The sequence below is a fragment of the Amaricoccus tamworthensis genome (genome assembly GCF_049800875.1).
Taxonomy (GTDB): Bacteria; Pseudomonadota; Alphaproteobacteria; order Rhodobacterales; family Rhodobacteraceae; genus Amaricoccus; species Amaricoccus tamworthensis.
The window spans coordinates 59,523-80,880 of record NZ_JBNAFV010000003.1; the positions used below are offsets into that span (position 1 = coordinate 59,523).

Annotated in this window: 20 protein-coding genes and 1 tRNA gene; 7 read left to right on the top strand and 14 right to left on the bottom strand. The window is 60.7% G+C overall.

Annotation, left to right across the window (positions count from 1 at the left end; genetic code table 11):
- Positions 1 to 42 precede the first annotated feature (42 nt).
- Positions 43 to 132, bottom strand: a tRNA-Ser gene (locus ACP15P_RS07550).
- Between the two features lie 121 nt (positions 133 to 253).
- Between ACP15P_RS07550 and ACP15P_RS07555 the strand changes: the two genes are divergently transcribed.
- Positions 254 to 2,623 carry an ATP-dependent helicase gene (locus ACP15P_RS07555; protein ID WP_424927855.1) on the top strand — a complete coding sequence of 790 codons (2,370 nt, stop codon included), beginning with the start codon at positions 254 to 256 and terminating at the stop codon, positions 2,621 to 2,623.
- Positions 2,624 to 2,661: 38 nt separating this feature from the next.
- On the opposite strand, the gene ACP15P_RS07560 is transcribed toward ACP15P_RS07555, so the two are convergent.
- Complete coding sequence (locus tag ACP15P_RS07560; protein WP_424927856.1) at positions 2,662 to 3,813, bottom strand: hypothetical protein; 1,152 nt, start codon at positions 3,811 to 3,813, stop codon at positions 2,662 to 2,664.
- Between the two features lie 86 nt (positions 3,814 to 3,899).
- On the bottom strand, positions 3,900 to 4,844 hold the full coding sequence (locus ACP15P_RS07565) for a SphA family protein (RefSeq protein ID WP_424927857.1): 945 nt from the start codon (positions 4,842 to 4,844) through the stop codon (positions 3,900 to 3,902).
- Between the two features lie 368 nt (positions 4,845 to 5,212).
- On the opposite strand from ACP15P_RS07565, the gene bufA1 reads away from it, so the two are divergent.
- Positions 5,213 to 5,527 carry a BufA1 family periplasmic bufferin-type metallophore gene (gene bufA1 / locus ACP15P_RS07570; RefSeq protein WP_424927858.1) on the top strand — a complete coding sequence of 105 codons (315 nt, stop codon included), beginning with the start codon at positions 5,213 to 5,215 and terminating at the stop codon, positions 5,525 to 5,527.
- Positions 5,528 to 5,542: 15 nt separating this feature from the next.
- Here bufA1 and ACP15P_RS07575 read toward each other — a convergent pair whose 3' ends face one another.
- Positions 5,543 to 6,292, bottom strand: a complete 750-nt coding sequence (locus ACP15P_RS07575) for a neutral zinc metallopeptidase (protein ID WP_424927859.1) — start codon at positions 6,290 to 6,292, stop codon at positions 5,543 to 5,545.
- A gap of 116 nt (positions 6,293 to 6,408) precedes the next feature.
- Here ACP15P_RS07575 and ACP15P_RS07580 point away from each other — a divergent pair, with 116 nt between their 5' ends.
- Positions 6,409 to 6,990, top strand: a complete 582-nt coding sequence (locus tag ACP15P_RS07580; RefSeq protein WP_424927860.1) for a YqaA family protein — start codon at positions 6,409 to 6,411, stop codon at positions 6,988 to 6,990.
- Complete coding sequence (locus ACP15P_RS07585; RefSeq protein WP_424927861.1) at positions 6,987 to 7,460, top strand: disulfide bond formation protein B; 474 nt, start codon at positions 6,987 to 6,989, stop codon at positions 7,458 to 7,460. Before ACP15P_RS07580 ends, ACP15P_RS07585 begins: the two co-directional genes overlap by 4 nt.
- Here ACP15P_RS07585 and ACP15P_RS07590 read toward each other — a convergent pair.
- The 3 genes from ACP15P_RS07590 to ACP15P_RS07600 form a co-directional block, all read right to left on the bottom strand.
- A complete protein-coding gene (locus ACP15P_RS07590) occupies positions 7,433 to 8,020 on the bottom strand; it encodes an HNH endonuclease (protein ID WP_424927862.1) in 588 nt (195 codons plus the stop codon). The genes ACP15P_RS07585 and ACP15P_RS07590 overlap by 28 nt on opposite strands.
- Before the next feature lie 186 nt (positions 8,021 to 8,206).
- Complete coding sequence (locus ACP15P_RS07595; RefSeq protein ID WP_424927863.1) at positions 8,207 to 8,875, bottom strand: alpha/beta hydrolase; 669 nt, start codon at positions 8,873 to 8,875, stop codon at positions 8,207 to 8,209.
- Positions 8,872 to 9,501 carry a DNA-3-methyladenine glycosylase family protein gene (locus ACP15P_RS07600; RefSeq protein ID WP_424927864.1) on the bottom strand — a complete coding sequence of 210 codons (630 nt, stop codon included), beginning with the start codon at positions 9,499 to 9,501 and terminating at the stop codon, positions 8,872 to 8,874. Before ACP15P_RS07600 ends, ACP15P_RS07595 begins: the two co-directional genes overlap by 4 nt.
- A gap of 125 nt (positions 9,502 to 9,626) precedes the next feature.
- On the opposite strand from ACP15P_RS07600, the gene ACP15P_RS07605 reads away from it, so the two are divergent.
- Complete coding sequence (locus tag ACP15P_RS07605) at positions 9,627 to 10,859, top strand: MFS transporter (RefSeq protein WP_424927865.1); 1,233 nt, start codon at positions 9,627 to 9,629, stop codon at positions 10,857 to 10,859.
- 13 nt (positions 10,860 to 10,872) lie between these two features.
- Here ACP15P_RS07605 and ACP15P_RS07610 read toward each other — a convergent pair whose 3' ends face one another.
- The 3 genes from ACP15P_RS07610 to cysS form a co-directional block, all read right to left on the bottom strand.
- Positions 10,873 to 11,643 (bottom strand): squalene/phytoene synthase family protein, encoded by a 771-nt coding sequence (locus tag ACP15P_RS07610; protein WP_424927866.1) that lies wholly within the window; start codon positions 11,641 to 11,643, stop codon positions 10,873 to 10,875.
- Positions 11,640 to 13,295, bottom strand: coding sequence for a citramalate synthase (cimA, locus tag ACP15P_RS07615; RefSeq protein ID WP_424927867.1), 1,656 nt, complete (start codon positions 13,293 to 13,295; stop codon positions 11,640 to 11,642). Before cimA ends, ACP15P_RS07610 begins: the two co-directional genes overlap by 4 nt.
- A 157-nt stretch (positions 13,296 to 13,452) precedes the next feature.
- A complete protein-coding gene (gene cysS, locus ACP15P_RS07620) occupies positions 13,453 to 14,823 on the bottom strand; it encodes a cysteine--tRNA ligase (protein WP_424927868.1) in 1,371 nt (456 codons plus the stop codon).
- Positions 14,824 to 15,065: 242 nt separating this feature from the next.
- On the opposite strand from cysS, the gene ACP15P_RS07625 reads away from it, so the two are divergent.
- Both ACP15P_RS07625 and ACP15P_RS07630 read left to right on the top strand, forming a co-directional pair.
- On the top strand, positions 15,066 to 15,893 hold the full coding sequence (locus ACP15P_RS07625; RefSeq protein ID WP_424927869.1) for an isocitrate lyase/PEP mutase family protein: 828 nt from the start codon (positions 15,066 to 15,068) through the stop codon (positions 15,891 to 15,893).
- 84 nt (positions 15,894 to 15,977) lie between these two features.
- Positions 15,978 to 17,153, top strand: coding sequence for a M20 aminoacylase family protein (locus ACP15P_RS07630; RefSeq protein ID WP_424927870.1), 1,176 nt, complete (start codon positions 15,978 to 15,980; stop codon positions 17,151 to 17,153).
- Here ACP15P_RS07630 and ACP15P_RS07635 read toward each other — a convergent pair.
- The 4 genes from ACP15P_RS07635 to ACP15P_RS07650 are packed head-to-tail and all read right to left on the bottom strand — an operon-like array spanning position 17,150 to position 21,097.
- Positions 17,150 to 17,902, bottom strand: a complete 753-nt coding sequence (locus ACP15P_RS07635) for a proteasome-type protease (protein WP_424927871.1) — start codon at positions 17,900 to 17,902, stop codon at positions 17,150 to 17,152. The genes ACP15P_RS07630 and ACP15P_RS07635 overlap by 4 nt on opposite strands.
- Before the next feature lie 22 nt (positions 17,903 to 17,924).
- On the bottom strand, positions 17,925 to 18,740 hold the full coding sequence (locus ACP15P_RS07640) for a transglutaminase family protein (protein WP_424927872.1): 816 nt from the start codon (positions 18,738 to 18,740) through the stop codon (positions 17,925 to 17,927).
- Positions 18,740 to 19,696 carry an alpha-E domain-containing protein gene (locus ACP15P_RS07645; RefSeq protein ID WP_424927873.1) on the bottom strand — a complete coding sequence of 319 codons (957 nt, stop codon included), beginning with the start codon at positions 19,694 to 19,696 and terminating at the stop codon, positions 18,740 to 18,742. The genes ACP15P_RS07640 and ACP15P_RS07645 overlap by 1 nt, the downstream gene beginning before the upstream one ends.
- A gap of 9 nt (positions 19,697 to 19,705) precedes the next feature.
- The gene (locus ACP15P_RS07650) at positions 19,706 to 21,097 is read right to left on the bottom strand and encodes a circularly permuted type 2 ATP-grasp protein (protein WP_424927874.1); all 1,392 of its coding nucleotides are present in this window, start codon (positions 21,095 to 21,097) and stop codon (positions 19,706 to 19,708) included.
- Between the last annotated feature and the right edge of the window lie 261 nt (positions 21,098 to 21,358).

Below are 21,358 nucleotides of genomic sequence, written 5' to 3' on the forward strand. Positions count from 1 at the left end.
AGGCCCCAATCGGGGCCCTTGGACGGATTCAGCATTTGAGTGTGGCGGATGGGGTGGGATTCGAACCCACGGTACGGTCTCCCGCACGCCGGTTTTCAAGACCGGTGCCTTAAACCACTCGGCCACCCATCCGTCGCGCCCGTAAACCAGAAAGGCGCGCCGGGATCAATTTGAAAATGAAATTGCTAAAAACTGCGAACACAAGGGGAACAGGCGCTTTTCAATCCGCCCGGCCGGGTTTAATGTCGCGTCCATGACAACATGGATCGAAGATGAGGCGGAAGCCTTCGCACCGGAGCGTCGTCCACTGTCGCAGCAGGCGATGGCGCCGCGGCCGACCGACTACCTGGACGGGCTCAATCCAGACCAGTTGGCGGCTGTTGAGGCGCTCGACGGACCGGTTCTCGTGCTTGCGGGAGCAGGAACCGGGAAGACCCGGGCGCTCACGACGCGGATTGCGCATCTTCTGAACACCGGGCGCGCCCGACCGAACCAGATCCTCGCGGTAACCTTTACCAACAAGGCCGCGCGCGAGATGAAGACCCGCGTCGGGCAGACGGTGGGCGGCGTGGTGGAGGGCATTCCCTGGCTCGGGACCTTTCACTCCCTGTCCGTCAAAATTTTGCGGCGCCATGCCGAAATGGCCGGGTTGAAATCCAACTTTACGATCCTCGACACCGATGACCAGCTTCGCCTCCTGAAGCAGCTGATCGTGGCGGAGGGCATCGACGAGAAGCGATGGCCGCCCAGGCTTCTTGCCTCGCTGATCGACGGCTGGAAAAACCGGGCGCTGACCCCGGAGAAGGTTCCGGCCTCCGAGGCCGCAGCCTTCAACAACCGTGGTACCGAGCTCTACGCCATGTATCAGCAGCGGCTGCTGACGCTGAATGCCTGTGATTTTGGTGACCTGCTCGTGCATGTGGTTGGCATATTTCAGGCGTTTCCGGAGGTTCTCGAAAAGTATCAGGACTGGTTCCGCTACATCCTCGTGGACGAATACCAGGATACCAATGTGGCCCAGTATCTCTGGCTGCGGCTTTTGGCGGGCGGGCATAAAAACATCTGCTGTGTGGGCGATGACGACCAGTCGATCTACGGCTGGCGAGGCGCAGAGGTTGGCAACATCCTACGGTTCGAAAAGGATTTTCCGGGCGCGAAGGTAATCCGTCTGGAGCAGAATTACCGGTCGACCCCGCATATCCTGGCCGCAGCTTCCGGAGTGATATCCAGCAATGAAAAGAGGCTTGGCAAAACACTCTGGACCGATCTGAACGCGGGCGAAAAGGTGCGTCTGATCGGCCACTGGGACGGAGACGAGGAAGCCCGGTGGATCGGCGAGAAAATCGAGGCGCTGGAGAGAGGCACACGCGGGTCCGATCCGGTGTCCCCCGATGGCATTGCCATTCTGGTGCGGGCATCCTTCCTGATGCGGGCCTTTGAGGACCGGTTCCTGACGATCGGCCTGCCCTATCGGGTCATAGGTGGACCCCGGTTCTACGAGCGCCTCGAAATCAGGGACGCAATGGCCTACTTCCGGGTAGCGGTCAGCCCGGATGACAGCCTGGCGTTTGAGCGCATCGTGAACAAGCCCAAACGCGGATTGGGTGACAAGGCGGTTCAGACAATCAACAATGTGGCACGGCAGCACGGCGTCGGCCTGCTTGAGGCCGCACGGATGATCGTTGAGGAAGGCGGCCTGGCCACGCGGGCGCGCAACGCCCTGAAGTCAATGGTCGACGGGTTCGATCGCTGGGGCGCACTCGTCCGCGCCGGGGAAATTCCCCACACGGATATAGCGGAACAGATTCTGGACGAGAGCGGCTACACGGACATGTGGAAAGCCGACAAGTCGCCCGACGCCGCCGGACGTCTCGAAAACCTCAAGGAGTTGATCAAGGCTCTGGACGAGTTTGAGAATTTGCAGGGATTTCTGGAGCATGTCAGCCTCGTCATGGACAACGAACAGGATGACGGCGCTCCCAAGGTATCGATTATGACCCTCCACGCGGCCAAGGGGCTGGAGTTTCCCTGCGTTTTTCTGCCTGGCTGGGAAGACGGCCTGTTTCCCTCCCAGCGGTCCATGGACGAGAGCGGCCTGAAGGGCCTCGAGGAGGAACGCCGGCTGGCCTATGTGGGCATCACCCGGGCCGAGAGACTGTGCACCATTTCTTTCGTTGCCAACCGCCGGGTCTATAATCAGTGGCAGTCCCAGATGCCGTCCCGGTTTATTGACGAACTGCCGGAGGAGCATGTCGAGGTCCTGACGCCACCGGGCCTCTACGGCGGTGGCTTCGGCGCGGCGGCCGTGTCCTCCCGACCAACCGGCCCCAGCCTTGCCGATGCGGCAGCCAAAGCGGACGCCTACAATTCACCGGGCTGGAAACGGATGCAGGCCCGGGCCGGAAACCGGCCGGTTTCCCAGCCAAAGGAGACCCGCAACACGGTCATTGACGCCGAGGCACTGCCAGCGTTCGAAGTCGGCACGCGCATCTTCCACCAGAAATTCGGATACGGCACCGTCACCGACATAGAGGGCGACAAACTTCTGATCGATTTCGAAAAAGCCGGCCCAAAACACGTGGTCTCACGGTTCGTGACGGCAGCGGACGACGTGCCGTTCTAGAACAGCGATCAACATCGACGCATGGGACTCGATTGCCGTCAGGCTCTTTCAGCCGCGGCCCTGCGACCGTTGCGTTTTACGGTACGCTTCGCCGCCGCTGATGCCCGGATCTGACCCCTTAGGGTGGTTCGCATCCAAAGCAACCCAGGCAAATTCAGGGCAAACGCGGACCGGAACACAAGAAAATCGATGATCTCCAGCGCAAGCCCGCGATCAATCCAAACGAGATCCTCCAGAAGAAAGTCCTTTTTGGCCACCGGCTTGGCACCACGGCGCTCCAAACGGGCGTAGTCGAAATCCGGAAATTCGATCCCGTATTCATCGCGAAGCCACAGCGGATCGTCACGACTGAAGTCCACCAGGTCAGCGACGCCTGGTTTCAAACGCGGTTTCCCGGCCTCTAAAATACTGTCGGCCTTTGCCAAAGCCCTGATGAGCAGCTTGGTATCGGGGGTAAATATGTCATCGCGGCTTGCGTGGAAACGCGCCCTGTAGCGCGCCAGAATGTCCATGGACTCGGCACTTAGCGATTCGTTGACAAACTGCCCACGGTCGAGACTGTCCGCAGCTACATCAAAGTCACTCAAATAATGATGGCAGAAGTCATCGACCACACTGCCGTTCACCATCGAGTTTCTGTCAAACAGATGAACGGTCACCGGCCTTCCCGTACACTGTGACCACCCGTTGAGCACGCTACGATAGGATGGAGCACGGGGTTTTTTGATCCTGTGCGATCCCTTGAATTTCTGTTGAAGCGCGGAAAGAAAATGCTCCGAAGGCTTCCGCAGCCATGCAACAAGCTCAGGGTCCGGGCCAAGTTTGCTCAGGACGTCCCGCACCCGGGCATACCTGCCTCCATCGATCCGGCGGAACAGGGATTCGCTCGAATAGATCACGCAATCCGGTTGATGTCGTGCGACCTGTTCCTGATATCCAGCAATTTGCGTATCCAGGCACCTTGACATGCTTTTCCGCCTGAACAGCCCCCGGTTGCGCATGTACCGTGGCATCCCGTCATCCTCCAGCAAGGACGCTGCCAGTAATGCGTGATTGGTGAATGGCCCGGGAAAATCATTTCGGGGATACAGGATCGAATGGCCGAGCAGATATTCTCGCGACCGGTACAAAGCGGTCTGCAGAGCAGTCGTTCCTGTTTTCGGCATACCGATGTGAATGATTGATTTCATTGCAACCCGACACGAATTCCCCACATCACAACATGCAATGCGAATGAGCCCACGTTCAAGCAGGATCGAAAGTAAGGGTCTTAGCCCTAAAACGCAGCCACCGCGGAAATCATGACGGTATTGCCTTTAATGCGGTTTTTGGCCTCAACATCGTAAAGCCACTTCCCAATCACGCTGACCGGTGTATCGCCGACCGTGAAGGATTTCATGATCGCCGGGCCAATACCCACTGAGCGGCCGCGGAAACCATTGGCGGGCACCGCGCCGGGATCGCCCTCGTCATCGGTGATCTGCTCAAACCAGTAACCGTTGAGCGCGATGGCTGTCGTAGGAGAGATATGACGTCCGGCCAGCCAGTCGAGCTGAAACTCCGCTCCACTGGTATAGTTGGTCTCCGGGTTTTCCATGTTCCAGGTCATTCCAACCGTGGTCGAAAACTCCCAGCCCAGGTCCTGGTCGAGGTACGTGTATGACACGGTCGGGTTCACCGACCAGTAGTTCCGGCCCAGATTAACACTCCGCTCCGCATCGTAGTCGCCCCAGGGGGCAAACACGCCCAGATCAAACGTCGTGTTGTGCCGGTCCTGCGACCAGTTCAGGCGCACGGGAACCAGATAGGGATCGCACCAGCCGTCAATGTCGCTGGACATGTCCATGTCACCGAGCGGCGTCGACACCAGCGCGTCGACTTCCATCCCGAACGTATAGGGCAGAACGAGTGCCGCGCCGTAGCGGGCCCCAAATATCTCGGCATCCGAGTAGTAGCCGACCTTCAGAAGATTGAGCCAGATTTCCTGATCCGCCTCGGCGGTGGCGACACTGTTCATGCCAATCGCATCGGCATCGCCGTCGAACAGAAAAAGGTCGTTTCGAACGATCACGCTCTTGTTCGTTGGCCATTTGGCAACGAGAAAGTCCCCGTAACTACCGGGAAAATAGTGGCTGCTGCCCCCCTCGCCCGCTTCGGCCCTGGGAAGTATTGCGATCATGGCGCCCAGAACAACTGCTGCGGGTTTTAGGGAGAAGTTCATGCGATCCTCTGGCAGTTGGGCTCTGGACTGTTTTCAACCAGTGCGCAGTGTTTGTCGTTTCCCGGTTGCCGCGGTGAACAACCTATGCGATTAAGTCGCTCAAATACGCGACAAATGCAATGTTTTCGGTTGTATTAGCGTTAAAATAATCCCGCCTGCGTTGTATTGAGGCCATACCCCGCCGCCTGCCTCAAAATGCAACAGGCTATGAAATTCCCCAATCGCTCCCACTCCTGTCCCGCTGCGCAACTCGGGGCTTGAACGCGGTTGGCGTCCGCACCAGGTTAGCGGTGTGGAAGCTATTTCCGTTTCCGGATAACCGGCGGAAAACTCATACGAAGACAGACAGGGCGGGAACAAACGTGAGATTGAACTGGAAACAACAACCTGGAAGCCAGGGATTTTTTGCGGTCACGGCACTTGTCGTCGCTGCGGCAAGTCTGGCAGCGGCGTCACCCGCCTTCGCACAGTCCAAGGTACGCTGCTACGGCGTGGCCCTCGCCGGAGAAAACGAGGGGCTGGACGATCGCAGGGACGAGGGCTCCAGCACGGTTGATTACCAGGGCAATGCCTGGGTCATGGAAGATCCCGCAAAATGCGTGCGGATTGCCCTGCCCGTGCAGCCTGACGGCACCCCACGGCGCGGCGCGCTCGAACCGCTCGAACGGGATCAGGGCTCCTGAAGCGGAACGGTCAGCCTAGCGAAGATTGAGGCAGGACACTGGATCCTGGGTTTTTCGGCCCAGCACGAAGGCATCGTCACGACTTGCATCCTGTGCCCGCGCAAACATGTTAAGCGCGGGACTGAAGGGTGAACGGGCCTCCTCACCGGACATGGACTGGGCCTCTCCTAAGACCTCACCGTAGAACCCGTCGGGCACGTGCCCCAGACGCCCCTGCGCCTGCCCGGCCCAGACGCCGGCAAGACAGTCGGCCTGCAGCATGTTGGCGCGGTTTTCCTCGCTGCTGTTCCTGCCGGACAGAAGCGAATCCTGAACATGGCGGGCATAGACACGGGCCACAACCAGCGCGGTTCCCATCTCGCCACGCTCCTCAAGCTCACCGCGCAGACCGCTCATGAACACAAGATCGAACCCGGCCGTGTTGTCCAGAGGACAGTAAAATGGTCCCGAAGCCGGCACGGCCCCCGCACATGGCGAAGGCTGAACGTTGGAATAGAGAATCTGCTCCGGCCGTTTGAGCGGCTCAAGACCCTGTTTATCAAACCACCGCGCCCAGCTGCGCTCATTGTCATCAAACACGACGCCGATATAGCGCCCGACCGATTCCGCCTGCCCCGCCGAAAGCTCCTGCATGGGTTCAACTTCCAGCGCACGGAAAAAGAATCCCGCGGCACCAATGCCCAACGCAACCGCGGCCGTCAGAATGACAAGCAGCCGCGACGATCTTCGGTTCGACAACCCGCGAATGCCGGGCATATCAGTCATGTGGCAACTCTCTCAATTTGCGACCGGTGCAGACCGGAAACAGGGGATTCTGCTTCTTGACGAACACCGCCGGACGTGGTCGTACCAAGGCATTATCCGGACAAGGTGTGAATGAATTGCTACGCGGACTGTATAACTGGACGATTTCGCTCGCCGCCACGCCATACGCCTTGTGGGCACTGGCCATTGTCAGCTTCATCGAGAGCTCGGTCTTTCCGATCCCGCCGGATGTCCTGCTGATCCCGCTCATAATCGCGAGGCCCCACCGGGCCTGGCTCATCGCCGGGATATGCACCATCTCCTCGGTTCTCGGCGGAGCATTCGGCTACTACATCGGCTACGGTCTCTTTGAACAGGTCGGCCGGCCCGTGCTGGAATTTTACGGCAAGGACGCCCGATTTGCGGAGTTTTCAGCAACTTACAATGAATGGGGCGCCTGGGCGGTTCTCGTCGCGGGTGTCACTCCCTTCCCGTACAAGGTCATCACGATCCTGTCCGGCAGCACCGGGCTGAACTTTGGCGTCTTCATGGTTGCAAGCCTGATCGCCCGCGGCCTGCGTTTCTTCGTCATTGCAGCTTTGCTCTGGAAATTCGGGGAACCCATTCGTGATTTCATCGAGCGTAGGCTCGGTCTTATGTTCACCCTCTTCGTCATCGCGTTGATCGGCGGGTTCGCAGTTCTGGGGTTTATCCATTGAACGGGTTTCAGCGAAGAAGTCTCGGCGCCGCTATTGGCTCCCTCATACTGCTGCTCGGAGCCTTTGCGTTTCAGTATATCGGCGGTATGGCCCCCTGTCCTCTGTGCATCACGCAGCGCTGGCCCCATGCGGTGGCAATAGCCCTTGCGGTGCTGATCGTTCTTCTCCCCGTGCGCTTTTTCGCCCTGCTCGGCGCGGGCGCGATGTTTGTTGGCGCAGGCGTCGCGGCCTGGCACACCGGGATAGAGCGTGGCTGGTGGAAAGGCCCGGAAAGCTGCACCGCTCCGGATGCGTCCAACCTGAGCTCCGGAGAGCTGCTCGACCGTCTGATGCAGACACCACCGGTCCTCTGCGACCAGATCGCGTGGGAGATGTTCGGCCTGTCCATGGCGAGCTGGAACGGTCTGGCCAGCCTGATCCTCGGGTTTCTGTGGCTTCGGGCCTACGCCTCGAGTTCCGCATCCCAGTAAAGGAAGTCCATCCAGCTCTCGTGCAGATGGTTCGGAGGAAATTTCCGACCCACATTCTGCAGGAAATCCGGCGTCGGACGCACCGGCTTGCGGTTCAGGCTCATACCCGCCTGACGCAGGGTTTTAGACGCCTTGTGCAGATTGCACGGACCACAGGCCGCAACCACGTTTTCCCATGTGGTGCGACCACCACGGCTGCGCGGGATCACGTGATCGAAGGTCAACTGGTCCTTCGCACCGCAGTACTGACAGGTGAACTCATCGCGCAAAAACAGGTTGAAACGTGTGAAAGCCGTTGATTTTGCGGGTTTAACAAATTCTTTCAGCACAACCACGGAGGGGATTTTGATCTCCGTCGAGGGCGAATGCACCGCGGTGTCATATTCGGCCAGCACCATGACCCGGTCGAGGTACTTGGCCTTGACCGCCTCCTGCCACGTCCAGAGCGACAGCGGCAGATAGGAAAGTGGTCTGTAATCCGCGTTCAGAACAAGCGCGGGATGATCCCTGAGACCAGCGGGCTGTCGGATCAGCCCAGGGGTATTGGAGCTCTGAAGCATGTGTACTCCCGTAGCAGGGGCGGGATCGGGACACACAGCCTGGATGGTTTTACCGTCCTGCCCATAAATCCACTATATCTCGCCTTCCGTACCAAACAAGCCCCTGGATAGGGGCGCAATTTGAAATTATCGCAACGCTATTCGACGCGATGCACAATTTTATGACAAACAGCGCACTTTAGCCCCCTATCCTGGCAACTCAATACCCAGCTTCATCGCGCAGAACTGAAGAGCCAAACCCAGCCCGTCCGGGGCAATTCCGTGCGCCGTGCCTTTTGAAATGTGGGTGTAGGTCTCGACCTCCAGCCTGGTCAGCGCATCCGCCGCCTCCGGCAGGCTGGACACCGGCACCACCGGGTCCGCATCGCCATGGATCAACAGAACCGGCGGCTTCGACACGATTTCAGCCGCGAGGTTTTCCGGATTCAGAAGCCGTCCGGAAAACCCGATCACACCAGCAAAGGGTTTGGCCCGGCGCGGTGCCACATGCAGCGACATCATCGTGCCCTGACTGAACCCGAGAAGAATGGTCCGTTCCGGCGGCATCCCCGCCGCCTCGACCCCGTCAAGATAGCCGTTCAACAGATCAAAGGATTTCGCTGCTGACGCCGCCGCATCAGCCGGGTTCGATCCATCCATGTGCGGTATCGGAAACCACTGATACCCCATGGGATTGTTCACGCAGCGTTCCGGCGCATTCGGCGCAACAAACCGCGTGTTCGGCATGTGTGGGGCCAAAGGCTCCGCAAGACCAATCAAATCATTGCCGTCAGCCCCATATCCGTGGAGCAGGATGACCAGGCTGTCCTCCTGCCCGGACGCCGCCGCCCGCTCCGGTCCCGTGAGTTCCGTCATCGTATTCCTTCCCGTTTGTGTTCAATATGGTACCAGGCCCAAAGCAGCCGCGCGGCCACCGATCGCCATGGCGACCAGGCAAGGCTCATTTCCCGCAGCACCTTCTCGGTCGGCCGCCCGTCGAGGTCAAAAAGACTGCGCGCCGCCTGCTGCAGCGCCAGATCCCCCGGTGCGAAAACATCCGCGCGACCAAGGCTGAACATGGCGTAAATCTCCGCCGTCCAGACCCCGACCCCCTTGATCCGCACCAGCGTCGCGATGACCTCCTCAGTCGGCAGGTCCCGCAACCCGTCAAAATCCACACCGCTTTCCGCAATGGCTCTGGCATAGGCGATTTTCTGACGCGACAGTCCGCAGCTCCGCAGGTCATCATCCGTGCAGTCCCGAACCGCTCCCGCGCTCGTTGCCCCCATCGCCTCGACCCGGCCCCAGATCGACCGCGCCGAAGCGGTCGACACCTGTTGACTGACAATCGCGGAAAAAAGCTCGGCAAACCCGTCCGGTTTCCGTCGCAGGGGCAGAGGCCCGGTACGTTCAAGCGCCATCGCAAACCGCGGATCAAGACGGGCCAGCCAGGCGGCACCTTCCGCCACATCCGCGTCCGTCTCAATGATCCGTCCTGGCAACGCATTCTCCCTGCTGCCCTGCAGCAAATGCGGAAACCCCACGGATGGCAAGGGTTTCGGACGGAATTGTAATGCACACAATTGAATATCTTGGAAAACCCGTTCCCCGGGGATAGAAGCGGCTCATGACCACTGCCGATCTGCCCTCTCCCGGTCAACGGAACACCGCCATCCGCAATGTCTGGGTGCTTGCAGCCGCGCAGATGCTGCTCGGCAGTCAAATGCCAATCAACTTCATTCTCGGCGGTCTCGCGGGACAGATTCTCAGCCCGGTTCTGTGCTTTGCCACTCTGCCCATCACCCTGATCGTATTCGGCTCGATGGCCTCGGCCCCGGTCATATCATCCGTGATGCAGAAATACGGCCGCCGGGCCGGCTTCCTGATCGGCGCCGCCGGTGGCGCGACCGGGTCCTGTCTGTGTGCCCTTGCCCTCTGGGTCGGATCGTTTTGGCTGCTTCTGGCCGGGTCGCTCCTGAGCGGCCTCTACATGTCAGCACAGGGCTTTTACCGCTTTGCCGCGACCGACGGTGTGGATGACGCCTTCAGGCCCAAAGCCATTTCATGGGTCATGGCCGCCGGACTGGCCTCCGCCATCATCGGGCCACAGCTCGTCAAACTCACCACGGATGCCCTGGCCCCGGTTCCCTTCGCCGGCGCTTACCTTGCGGCCGCCGGTCTCAACGTGGTCGGCGCAGGTCTCTTTTTCCTTCTGCACAGCCCCAAACCACCCCGCCCCACGGCCGACAGTCCTAGGGCGCGCGGCTATCTGGAGCTTATCCGCACCCCACATATCGCGGTCGCCATGATATGCGGAATGGTGGCCTACGCACTGATGAACCTGGTCATGACCTCGACGCCGCTTGCGATTGTGGGCTGCGGATTTGGCACCTCCGACGCTGCCGATGTCGTCAGCGCTCACGTTTTGGCCATGTTCGCACCCTCCTTCTTCACCGGGCACCTCATCAACCGGTTCGGTGTCGAACGCATCATCGCGGTGGGTCTCGTGATCCTCATGGGGGCTGGCATCGTAGGACTTTCCGGCGTGGAACTGTCGGATTTCTTCATCGCCCTTGTCCTGCTCGGAATAGGCTGGAATTTCGGCTATATCGGCGCAACGTCCCTTCTGACGGCGCACCACCGTCCCGAGGAGCGTGGAAGGGTTCAGGGCATGAACGACTTCTTCGTATTCGGCTGCGTCGGCATCGCCTCCCTCACTTCCGGCGGCCTGATGAACTGTTCCGGCGGCAACGCGCAGACCGGCTGGCAGGCTGTGAATCTGGCGATGATTCCAATGCTTACACTGGCCGGCGCCTCACTGGTCTGGCTGGCCATTCGGGTAAAGCAGTCGCGGGTCTAAACCCCTCCAAGGGTCACCAGCGACCGCTCGCGACCGTCCACAACAGCCCCACGCGGGCGCGAAACTCCGAGACCTCCAGCCCCTCGGTCATCACCGCATCGGGCTTCGCCACGGCCATCGACAGCCGTTTTTCCGCAAGCCATCCAGGCGCGAGCGCGGCAATGGCCGTGTCTGGAACCACCCCACGCTTGACCCGCGCCCGCCGGATCGCCTCACGCCCCGACGCCGCCAGATCACCAATCGACACGGAGCTCGGCAGCGGGTTGCGCTGGCGGTTCTCCAGTTCCGGAAGAGCCCGCAAAAACGCCGCCACCCCTGCACCCCAGGCAAAATCGCGCACCGTCAGCAACGCCTCATCCGACGCCCCAAGATGGCTCGCGGCCAACACCATCAAATGCCCATAACTGCGGTGAACGTAGCGGTCGACATTACTTCGGTCGTCCAGCGTCTCCACACCCGCATCGACGAGGCGCGCCTTGATCATCTCCTGCACCAGAGCTTTGGGAAGGTCCGCATCCCGGATCACCCGCGCGAGCGGCTCCACCACCTCATGCCGTCGGGGGGTATTTCCGGCGTAAATTTCCTCAACCGCATCCGTCCACCATTGCAGCCGGATCTGCGCCAGCATTTCCTCCGACGCGACCCAGGGCGCGCGGGCGATCTCCAGGTTGAAGCCATAAAGCGCAAGCAGCCCGGCACGTTTGTCCTCCGGCGCGGCCGCGACGGTCCGCCACCGGTCCGGATCGCCCCGCTCGACCAGAGCCTCATAGTCGGTTTCGCTCATTCGGCCGGGATGGATTTTGGCCTGCCCAGAGCCGGGGCCCCGTCGTGGACCAGTTTCCACACAACGGCATCCTGAAGTGCCTGGAAACTCGCATCGACAATATTGGCCGACACACCCACCGTGGACCAGCGCCGGCCACTGCCCTCCTCGCTGTCGATCAGAACACGGGTCACCGCATCCGTGCCGCTGCCGGTAATACGAACCCGGAAATCCACCAGCTTCATGTCATCAATATGGCTCTGATACGGCCCCAGATCCTTGGCCAAAGCACGGTACAGCGCATTGACCGGTCCCTGATCCGCGCCCGAAACCGGGTCATGGCTCTCGGAGACATTCATGGCCCGCTCGTCCCCGAAACGCGCCGCCACCACGGCCTCGGACACCGTCACCATCTGCCCCAGGGCGTTCTCCCGCCGCTCAACCATCACGCGGTAGCGTTCCACATGGAAAAACTGCGGCAGCCGGTCCAGCAGGTGCAGCGCCAGAAGCTCAAAACTGGCCGAAGCCTCGTCATAGGCGTAGCCGTGATCCTCGCGCTCCTTCACCTGAGCCAGGATTGCGGCAAGGCGCTCATCGCCAGGCGCCACCTCAATGCCCGCCTCCATCAGACGCTTGCGCAGGTTCGACTGCCCGGCCTGGTTCGACATCGGCACGATACGCTCATTGCCGACCACCCCTGGCGGCACATGCTCATAGGTACGTGGATCCTTGAGAATGGCCGAGGCGTGCAAACCCGCCTTATGGGCAAATGCCGAGGCCCCCACATAAGGCGCCGCCGGGTTCGGGACGCGGTTCAGAATACCGTCCAGCGTGCGCGACAGCTTGGTCAACTCACCGAGGCGTTCCCGGCTTACCCCAATCTCATATTTCGAGGCATAGGGCTCCTTTAGAAGCAGCGTCGGAATCAGGCTGACCAGGTTGGCATTGCCACACCGCTCGCCCAGTCCGTTCAACGTCCCCTGAACCTGCCGCGCCCCGGCATCCACGGCAGCCAGAGAATTGGCTACGGCATTTTCCGTGTCATTGTGGGTGTGAATGCCAACATGGTCGCCGGGAATTCCAGCCGCAATGACCGCCGCCGTCACCTCCGCCACCTCATGCGGCAGGGTACCACCATTGGTGTCACACAAAACCACCCAGCGCGCGCCAGCCTCATACGCCGCCTTCAGGCACTCAAGCGCATAGCCCGGATTGGCGCGGTATCCGTCGAAGAAATGTTCCGCATCGAACAGCGCCTCACGGCCAAGGCTGACGAGGTGCGCCACGGAGTCGCGGATGTTGGTGAGGTTTTCCTCCAGCGGAATGCCCAGCGCCGTCTCAACGTGAAACTCATGGCACTTGCCAACGATGCAAACCGCCGGCGTGCCCGCATTGACCACACCCGCCAGCACGTCATCATTCGCAGCCGACCGCCCCGACCGCTTGGTCATGCCAAAGGCGGCAAATGTCGCCCGCTCCAGCCTTGGCGCTTTTTCAAAAAACGTGCTGTCGGTCGGATTGGCTCCGGGCCAGCCACCCTCGACATAATCAATTCCCAGCGCATCCAATGCAGTCGCCAGGACGGTTTTGTCCTCAGCCGTAAAATCCACACCCTGCGTCTGCTGTCCGTCGCGGAGTGTCGTGTCGTATATGTAAAGGCGTTCGCGGGTCACAACGGCAACCTCCGGTCATTAACCCCGACCAGGGTCGCCTGAGCGCGGCGGCTCTTTCGCGTTCCTGACGCGCACTCACACAACCTAAAGGCGATTATATCCGCGGATATATTTCCTCGAACCGTTGAAAATCCAGCCGGATTCAATTCCATCCACATCACAGGCCCTCCAGTTTTGAGAGGTCGAATTTGGGACCGAGGTCCCAAACCGGTCCCTCCGGCGTGTCCTTGACTACCACTCCAGCGGCCGCAAACCCGTCGCGCAGGGCGTCGGCGCGTGCGAAATCCCGGTCGGACCGTGCTTGCGTCCGAGCAGCCAATAGCTCCTCAATACGCGCGGCAACGGCGTCTCCGGCGTCCGGCGCAGCGGCCCACTCCCCGAGCGTTTCATCAAGAATCCCCAGGAGACCGGCGGACGCCTTGAGATCCGCCGCATTGCCACCCGCCGCGAGGCGGTGCAGTTCGGCCATGGCTCCGGGCGTGTTCAGGTCATCACCCAGTGCATCGAGCACCGCAGGTGCGACATTCCCGGCGGCCACACCATCCGTCATCTTGCGCCATTTGCGCAGGGTTGCCTCGGCATCGACCGCCTTCCTCGCCGTCCAGTCCATCGGCTTCGAGTAGTGCGTACCGAGGAACACGAAACGGATCACCTCACCCGGAATGCCCTGATCCAGCAGGTCGCGAACGGTGAAGAAATTGCCCAGCGACTTGGACATTTTCCGGCCCTCGACCTGAAGCATCTCGTTGTGGAGCCAGACATTGGCAAAACCGCCCTCCGGATGCGCGCAGCGGGACTGGGCGCATTCGTTTTCGTGGTGCGGGAATGTCAGGTCGTTGCCACCCCCGTGAATGTCGAAACTCTCCCCGAGCAGGTCGAACGCCATGGCGGAGCATTCGATATGCCACCCCGGACGGCCATGGCCCCACGGGCTGTCCCAGCCGGGCTGATCACCGGTTGAGGGCTTCCACAGCACAAAATCCATCGGGTCGCGTTTGTAGGGGGCCACCTCCACCCGCGCACCGGCCTTCATGTCATCAAGCGACCGGCGGGCAAGTGAGCCGTAGTTGCCATCGGACGTGACATCGAACAGCACATGGCCCTCCGCCTCATAGGCGTGGCCGCGCTCGATCAGGGTTTCAATCATCGCAATCATCTGCGGAATGTATTCCGTCGCCCGTGGCATATGCGTCGGCGTCAATGCGCCCAGCGCGCCCATATCGTCGAGATACCACTGGATCGTCTCGTCCGTGATGTCGCGGATCGGCCGCCCGGTCTCGGCCGCACGCGTGTTGATCTTGTCGTCAACGTCGGTGAAATTGCGCACATAGGTGACGTGATCCGCGCCGTAGACATGGCGCAGCAGACGAAACAGCACATCGAAAACCACAACAGGACGCGCATTGCCCAGGTGGGCGCGGTCATAAACCGTTGGTCCGCAGACATACATGCGCACATCGCTGGGATCGATGGGACTGAACGCGTCCTTGCGGCGGGTTCTGGTGTTCTGAAACCTGATCTTTGTCATGTGTCCTACATCCGGCTTGCGCGCGGCGGGCTATCACATGTGTCCGGGGATGGGAATGCAGAAGCGCGCCGCGTGACTGGTGTCAGCAGCAAATAATGGAAATCGCGCGAGTGGTCTGCCTGTTCATGCCAAAGCTTATGGGCCAAAGCCGCATGGCAATCAAGTCTCCCGTGAGGCCTTGCCGCTTGCCAAACCGGCGGCGGTTGGCGAAGGTCGCGTCCAAACAACCGGGGGACACAACCATGCGCCACGATCCAGGACCCGTATTCCGCGCCCTGCACAAACCGGGCAATCCCTTCATTCTCGCGAACGCCTGGGATGTGGGATCGGCGCGGGTGCTTGCCGGTCTCGGGGCGGAGGCCATTGGAACCACCTCCGCCGGGTTTGCCTTCACGCGGGGTCTGCCGGATGGCGCCCGCATTTCTCTTGAGGAGGCGCTCATTCACTCCGCCGACCTTGTGGCCGCCACGAACCTGCCCGTGAGCGGGGACCTGGAGAACGGATATGCGGACGCACCGGATGGCGTGGCCCAAACCGTCAGGCTCGCCTGCGAGGCCGGTCTGGCCGGTGCCTCGATCGAGGATATCCGCCTGCCCGGCGCGGAGGCCTATGACTTCGACCTCGCGGTTGAGCGTATCAAAGCCGCCGCGGCGGAGGCGCGGGCCCTGCCGCGGGATTTCGTTCTTTTGGCCCGGGCGGATGGTGTAATGACCGGCGCCTATGACCTTGATGAGGCCATTCGGCGCATTCAGGCGTTTGAGGCGGCCGGAGCCGATGCGGTCTATATTCCCGTCCTGCCCGACGCGGCGGCAGTGAAACGCGTCTGCTCCAGCGTTTCGGTGCCGGTCAACGTGCTGGCGGTGGAGGCCGTTGCGCAGATGGGCCGCGACGCGATTGCGGAGGCCGGGGCCGCCCGCATCAGCCTCGGCTCGGCGCTCGCCCGCGCAACCCACAGCGTGCTGGTCTCGGCGGCGACCGCCATGCTTGAGACCGGCAGTTTTGGAGAAATGTCCGACACCGTTCCGGGGTCACGGATTGATGAACTCCTCAAACGCGGTGTGCGCGGCTGAGCACTCAAAAATCAGGGATTTCTTCTGGTCACTGCACCCGTTTGGGTGCAACATTTGGCCGACCCAATCATTACCGGAAGCACCATGCCTGTTATCAACAGTATTGCTGACAATGCCACCGCCATCGCGGAATTGCGGCGGGATCTGCACATGCATCCCGAGATCATGTTCGAAACCCACCGCACCAGCGCGCTGGTGGCGGAGAAGCTGCGGGAATTCGGCTGCGATGAGGTGGTAACCGGCCTGGGCCGAACCGGCGTTGTGGGGGTTATCCGTGGCCGGGAAACAGGCTCGGGGCGCGTGATTGGAATGCGTGCCGATCTGGATGCCCTGCCCATAGTTGAGGAAACGGGCCTTAAACACGCGTCGAAAACGCCCGGTGCGATGCATGCCTGCGGACATGATGGCCATACCTCGATGCTGCTGGCCGCGGCTGAATACCTCTGCGCCACGCGGAATTTCGACGGCACGGCCATCGTGATTTTCCAGCCCGCCGAGGAAGGTGGTGGCGGTGGCCGGGAAATGGTTGAGGACGGGCTGATGGAGCGGTTTGGCATCCAGGAGGTTTATGGGATGCACAACATGCCCGGACTTCCGGTCGGCAGTTTTGCCACCCGTGAGGGTTCGATCATGGCAGCGTCCGACGATTTCACCATCCATGTGCGCGGGAAAGGCGGCCATGGTGCCCTGCCCCATCTCTGCGTTGACACGACGCTGATCGCCAGCCACATCATCATCGCACTCCAAAGCGTCGTATCGCGCAACACAGATCCGATGCAGTGCGCCGTGGTCTCCGTCACCAATATCTCGACCGACAGCACCGCCACCAACGTCATCGCGGAAAACGTGGAAATGAGCGGCACGGCCCGGAGTCACGACCCGGAGGTCAAGAAGATGCTGGAAAAGCGCATCGTCGAGATCGCAAAGACCACCGCCGCGGCATTCGGGGCTGAGGCCACGGTCGAATACCGGCACGGCTATCCCGCCACGGTCAACACGCCCGATCAGACCCGGTTTGCCGTGGACGTGGCCTCTGAAATCTCGGGCGCTGCGAATGTGGAGCCGAATTTCCCCGCGGGCATGGGCTCGGAGGATTTCTCCTTCATGCTGAACGAGCGGCCCGGCACCATGATCTTCATCGGCAACGGCGACAGTGCAGCCTGGCACCATCCGAAGTTCGACTTCAACGACAACGCCATTCCCTATGGCGCGTCCTACTGGTCACGACTCATAGAAAGATCAATGCCAGCGGGAAGTTAGGGCTGGTCTTCGTCCTGGATGCGCCATTCGGGAAGATTGACAAACGAGTTCTTCAGCGCCTCGCTCCAGGCATCCGACATGGCCGAGAAGTTGGGATCACCCGGCTCAATCCGCTCGCAATAGCCAACCAGGTGCTGGTCGCGCGGGATCACCGCGAGATCGAGCGGCATGCCAACCGAGAGGTTCGAGCGCAGTGTGGAATCCATCGACAGGAGCGCAGCCTTGCGGCCGTCCTCCAGCGTCGTCTCGGGTGTTACAACCCTGTCGAGGATCGGTTTGCCGTATTTGTGTTCACCGATCTGAAGGAATGGCGTGTCGGCGGTGGCCTCGATGAAATTGCCTTCGGGATAGACGAGGAACAGGCGCATCTGACCGCCCCGCCGCTGACCCGCGAGCAGGATCGTGGCCGATGCGGACTGGTTCATGCTGCCCATCAGGCCGCCGATAGAGACGCTGACCTCGTTGAGGGTTTTGCCAACGATCTCTGCCGCGGCGAGCATGCTGGGCGCCTTCATGACGCACTGGTCCGGGGAGGCGTCGGGATCCTCCATGCGGTGGCGCAGTTTAGCCATCACGGTCTGTGTCACCGACAGGCTTCCGGCCGTCAGCATGACGATGGCCCGCTCGCCCGGATCCTCGAACACATACATCTTCTTGTAGGTGGAGATGTTGTCTATACCAGCGTTTGTACGCGTGTCGGACAGCATAACCACCCCCGCGTTAAGGAGCAGACCAACACAGTACGTCATACGCCAATTTTCTCCGGAACCACTACTGCTGTGCGGACACCATGACCGAAACGTCCATGGCTTCCCCACCTCCTCCACGCGATACACCACGAATCGGGGCGGCTTCAATAGAATCCCGCCCCGAGCTCAGACGAATGTAGCGGTCGTCGGGGCAGCATTCATTGGCGGGGTCAAAGCCGATCCAGCCCAGACCGTCGATAAACAGCTCCGCCCAGCCGTGGCTGGCCTCCTCCGGCGCGCCATCGGCCCCGGACAGAAGGTACCCCGTCACGTAGCGGGCCGGCATACCGGCGAGGTGGGCCATGACAATCATCGCATGGGCATGGTCCTGACAGACGCCTTCGCCCTTTTCCAGTGCCTCGCTCGCCGTGGACTGCGCATCCGTGGCCCCCGGCGTGTATTTGATCGAGGCCGTCACGGCGGCGGCGATGGCATGGGCGCGGGCCAGGTGATCGCTTCCGCTGATATCGGCGACCGCGTCCTCCAGAAGGTCTTCGAACTGACGGGAGGACTGGGTCAGGGATGTCGGCTGAAGAAACACCCGTGGCGAGGTGATCTCGCGGTGGTTCTTCAGAATGCCTGAGGTGTCATTGGTCTCAACAACACCGGTCACGACGATCTCGATCCGTTCGACCGGGCCTTCCACGGTCATTGTGGAGATGTGGTTGCCCGAGCCGTCCACGAAATCCGCACCGAATTCAGCACCTTCCGCCGCAATGTCCCATTCGATCACCCTCTGGGAGGCGGAATCGGACGGCGTCAGACGGTGACACTGGGTTACGAACCGCATCGGAGCGTCAAATTCGTAGACGGTCGAATGTCTCACGTTAAGACGCATTACTGTACCCCAAAGAGATAGCTGTCGGCGACGCTCTGACCGAGGGTCGCGTTGTCGTTGATGAACCGGGTCAGAAACTCGTGCAGGCCTTCCTCAATGACATGATCAAGCGTCGTGGTGGACAGTTCGGTCAGCATTTTCTGAAGGTTGCGGCACGCGGGCGATTCCGAGCCGTAGGCAGCGGAGAGTCGGTCCAGATGCAGTCCAACCCGGTTGGCGCTGAACAGGAGCGACCGCGGGCAGGCCCGATTGAAAATCAGAAAATCGGTGATTTTGCGCGGGCTGTATTCGCTGCCATAGGACCAGTGGAAAGACCGGAAGACCGAAAGCGACCGCAGAAGCGTCGACCACTGATAGGTGTCCACACCGCCCCCGACCGTGTCCGTGGTCGGCAGGAGGATATAGTATTTCACGTCCAGAATACGCGCGGTGTTGTCGCCCCGCTCGATATAGGCGCCGAGATTGTAGAAATCGTAGCCATCATTCTGAAGATGAGTGCCTTCGGTTTCCCCGCGGAAGAGCGCGCTCTGACGTTTGGTCCAGTCGCACAGTTCCGGCAAAGCCAGTTCCGAGCGTGGGGTCCGTTCGAGTTCCCGCAGTTCCAAATATGCGGAATTGAGCGCATCCCACATACTGGTGGTCAGCGCGGTCCGGACCGCCCGGCCGTTCTGCCGGGCGTTTTCCAGACAGGATATAATGCTCGACCCGTTGTCGCGGTCGAAAAACATCCAGGATTCCACATCCCGCTGCTTCACCTCGCCGCTGCCGTATTTGTCGCGGAAGCCGGCGGATGATCCGGCCGCCACAACGAGGGATTCCCATTCGTTGCGGTTGCCCGCGCCCGTCGAGGGCATAAGCGACATCCGGTATCCGACCTCAAGCAGCCGGGCCATCGTTTCCGAGCGTTCCATGTAACGCCCGATCCAAAACAAGTTCTCTGCCGTGCGGCTGAGCATGTTACCCCCTCAATCCGCCAGTACCCAGGTGTCCTTGACCCCGCCGCCCTGACTGGAATTCACCACCAGCGAGCCTTCGGTCAGCGCGACACGCGTCAGGCCGCCTGGCGCCAGATGCACCTCCTTGCCAACGAGGCAGTAGGGGCGCAGGTCCACGTGCCGCGGCGCGATGCCCTCGTCGACGAATGTCGGACAGGTGGACAGCGCAAGCGTCGGCTGGGCGATAAATTCCTCGGGTTTCGCGCGAATGCGGTCGGCGTAGTTGCTGACCTCCTCCGCCGTGGACCTCGGCCCCACCAGCATTCCGTAACCGCCCGAGCCGTGCACCTCCTTGACCACGAGGTCCTTGAGGTTCTCTAGGACGTATTTGCAGTCGTCGGGATCCGCACATTTGTAGGTCTGGACGTTGTTCAGGATGGGCTGCTCGCCGAGGTAGAACCGGATCATCTCCGGAACGTAGATATAGACCGCCTTGTCGTCGGCCACGCCCGCACCTGGTGCCGAGGCAATGGCCACGCCGCCCGAACGGTATACGTTCATGAGGCCCGGAACACCAAGCATGGAATCCGGCCGGAAACACAGGGGATCAATGAAGCTGTCGTCAATGCGGCGATAGATCACATCAACCTTTTGCGGGCCCTGGGTGGTCCGCATGTAAACAAAATCACCCTTAACAAAAAGATCCTGACCCTCGACCAGTTCGATACCCATCTGGTCCGCGAGGAAGGAATGCTCGTAATAGGCGCTGTTGAACGAACCCGGCGACAACAGAACGCTGACCGGATCCCCCTCGGTCTTGCGCGGTGCAACGGAGGCCAGTGTGCGTCGGAGCAGATTCGGATAGTTGTCCACGGGTGCGATACGCGCGGTCCGGAAAAGCTCCGGGAACATGCGCATCATGATCTCGCGGTTTTCCAGCATGTAGCTGACACCCGACGGTGTGCGGCAGTTGTCCTCAAGAACAAAAAACTCACCCGGGCCGGTACGCACGAGGTCGATGCCCACGATGTGACTGTAAACGCCGGCCGGGGGATCAATTCCCACCACCGCGTTCTCATAGGCCTCATTGCGGTAAACCAGATCGGCCGGGATAATTCCCGCGCGGATGATTTCGCCGCGATGGTAGACGTCGTGCAGAAACGCATTGAGCGCGCGCGCCCTCTGCTTCACGCCCCTTTCGAGTTTCCGCCACTCCGGTTCGGTGAACACCCGGGGCATCATGTCGAACGGGATCAGACGTTCCGTGTCCCCGCCCTCGCCGTAGACGGCGAATGTGATGCCGATGCGCCGAAAAAGGGCCTCGGCCTCTTTTTTCTTCTGGAGCAGCACCTCGGGTGGTGTGTTCTTTACCCACTGGTCGAGCTTTTCGTATGCCGGGCGTATGGCATCGCCGTCATACATTTCGTTGAAGTTTCGAATCCGCCTTCCCCCTGACTTTGTCGCGAGTTCAGTAAATTTGCTCGGAGCATACATTGCAATACGCGGTCAGCGGGAAAAAGTTCCGAATCCGGCAATGATCAAAAAACAGGCAGAGATTTCGTTAACGATGGCAGGCAGTGCAGCTGTCGGATTTAAACCGGTTTGAGGGAATGCCGGTTTGCATCCTGAGACCTGTTGTGGTTAGATTTTTGTCAAATGGGCCTAACGTCCAGACATTAAACA

What these genes read in the sequence shown, in the direction of transcription:
- ACP15P_RS07650 (WP_424927874.1), bottom strand. Translation starts at nt 21,097, where the DNA reads ATGTATGACGGCGATGCCATACGCCCGGCATACGAAAAGCTCGACCAG.
- ACP15P_RS07635 (WP_424927871.1), bottom strand. Translation starts at nt 17,902, where the DNA reads ATGACGTACTGTGTTGGTCTGCTCCTTAACGCGGGGGTGGTTATGCTG.
- ACP15P_RS07625 (WP_424927869.1), top strand. Translation starts at nt 15,066, where the DNA reads ATGCGCCACGATCCAGGACCCGTATTCCGCGCCCTGCACAAACCGGGC.
- ACP15P_RS07590 (WP_424927862.1), bottom strand. Translation starts at nt 8,020, where the DNA reads ATGCTTCAGAGCTCCAATACCCCTGGGCTGATCCGACAGCCCGCTGGT.
- ACP15P_RS07640 (WP_424927872.1), bottom strand. Translation starts at nt 18,740, where the DNA reads ATGCGTCTTAACGTGAGACATTCGACCGTCTACGAATTTGACGCTCCG.
- ACP15P_RS07575 (WP_424927859.1), bottom strand. Translation starts at nt 6,292, where the DNA reads ATGACTGATATGCCCGGCATTCGCGGGTTGTCGAACCGAAGATCGTCG.
- ACP15P_RS07595 (WP_424927863.1), bottom strand. Translation starts at nt 8,875, where the DNA reads ATGACGGAACTCACGGGACCGGAGCGGGCGGCGGCGTCCGGGCAGGAG.
- ACP15P_RS07555 (WP_424927855.1), top strand. Translation starts at nt 254, where the DNA reads ATGACAACATGGATCGAAGATGAGGCGGAAGCCTTCGCACCGGAGCGT.
- ACP15P_RS07560 (WP_424927856.1), bottom strand. Translation starts at nt 3,813, where the DNA reads ATGAAATCAATCATTCACATCGGTATGCCGAAAACAGGAACGACTGCT.
- ACP15P_RS07630 (WP_424927870.1), top strand. Translation starts at nt 15,978, where the DNA reads ATGCCTGTTATCAACAGTATTGCTGACAATGCCACCGCCATCGCGGAA.
- ACP15P_RS07610 (WP_424927866.1), bottom strand. Translation starts at nt 11,643, where the DNA reads ATGAGCGAAACCGACTATGAGGCTCTGGTCGAGCGGGGCGATCCGGAC.
- ACP15P_RS07605 (WP_424927865.1), top strand. Translation starts at nt 9,627, where the DNA reads ATGACCACTGCCGATCTGCCCTCTCCCGGTCAACGGAACACCGCCATC.
- ACP15P_RS07645 (WP_424927873.1), bottom strand. Translation starts at nt 19,696, where the DNA reads ATGCTCAGCCGCACGGCAGAGAACTTGTTTTGGATCGGGCGTTACATG.
- ACP15P_RS07565 (WP_424927857.1), bottom strand. Translation starts at nt 4,844, where the DNA reads ATGAACTTCTCCCTAAAACCCGCAGCAGTTGTTCTGGGCGCCATGATC.
- cysS (WP_424927868.1), bottom strand. Translation starts at nt 14,823, where the DNA reads ATGACAAAGATCAGGTTTCAGAACACCAGAACCCGCCGCAAGGACGCG.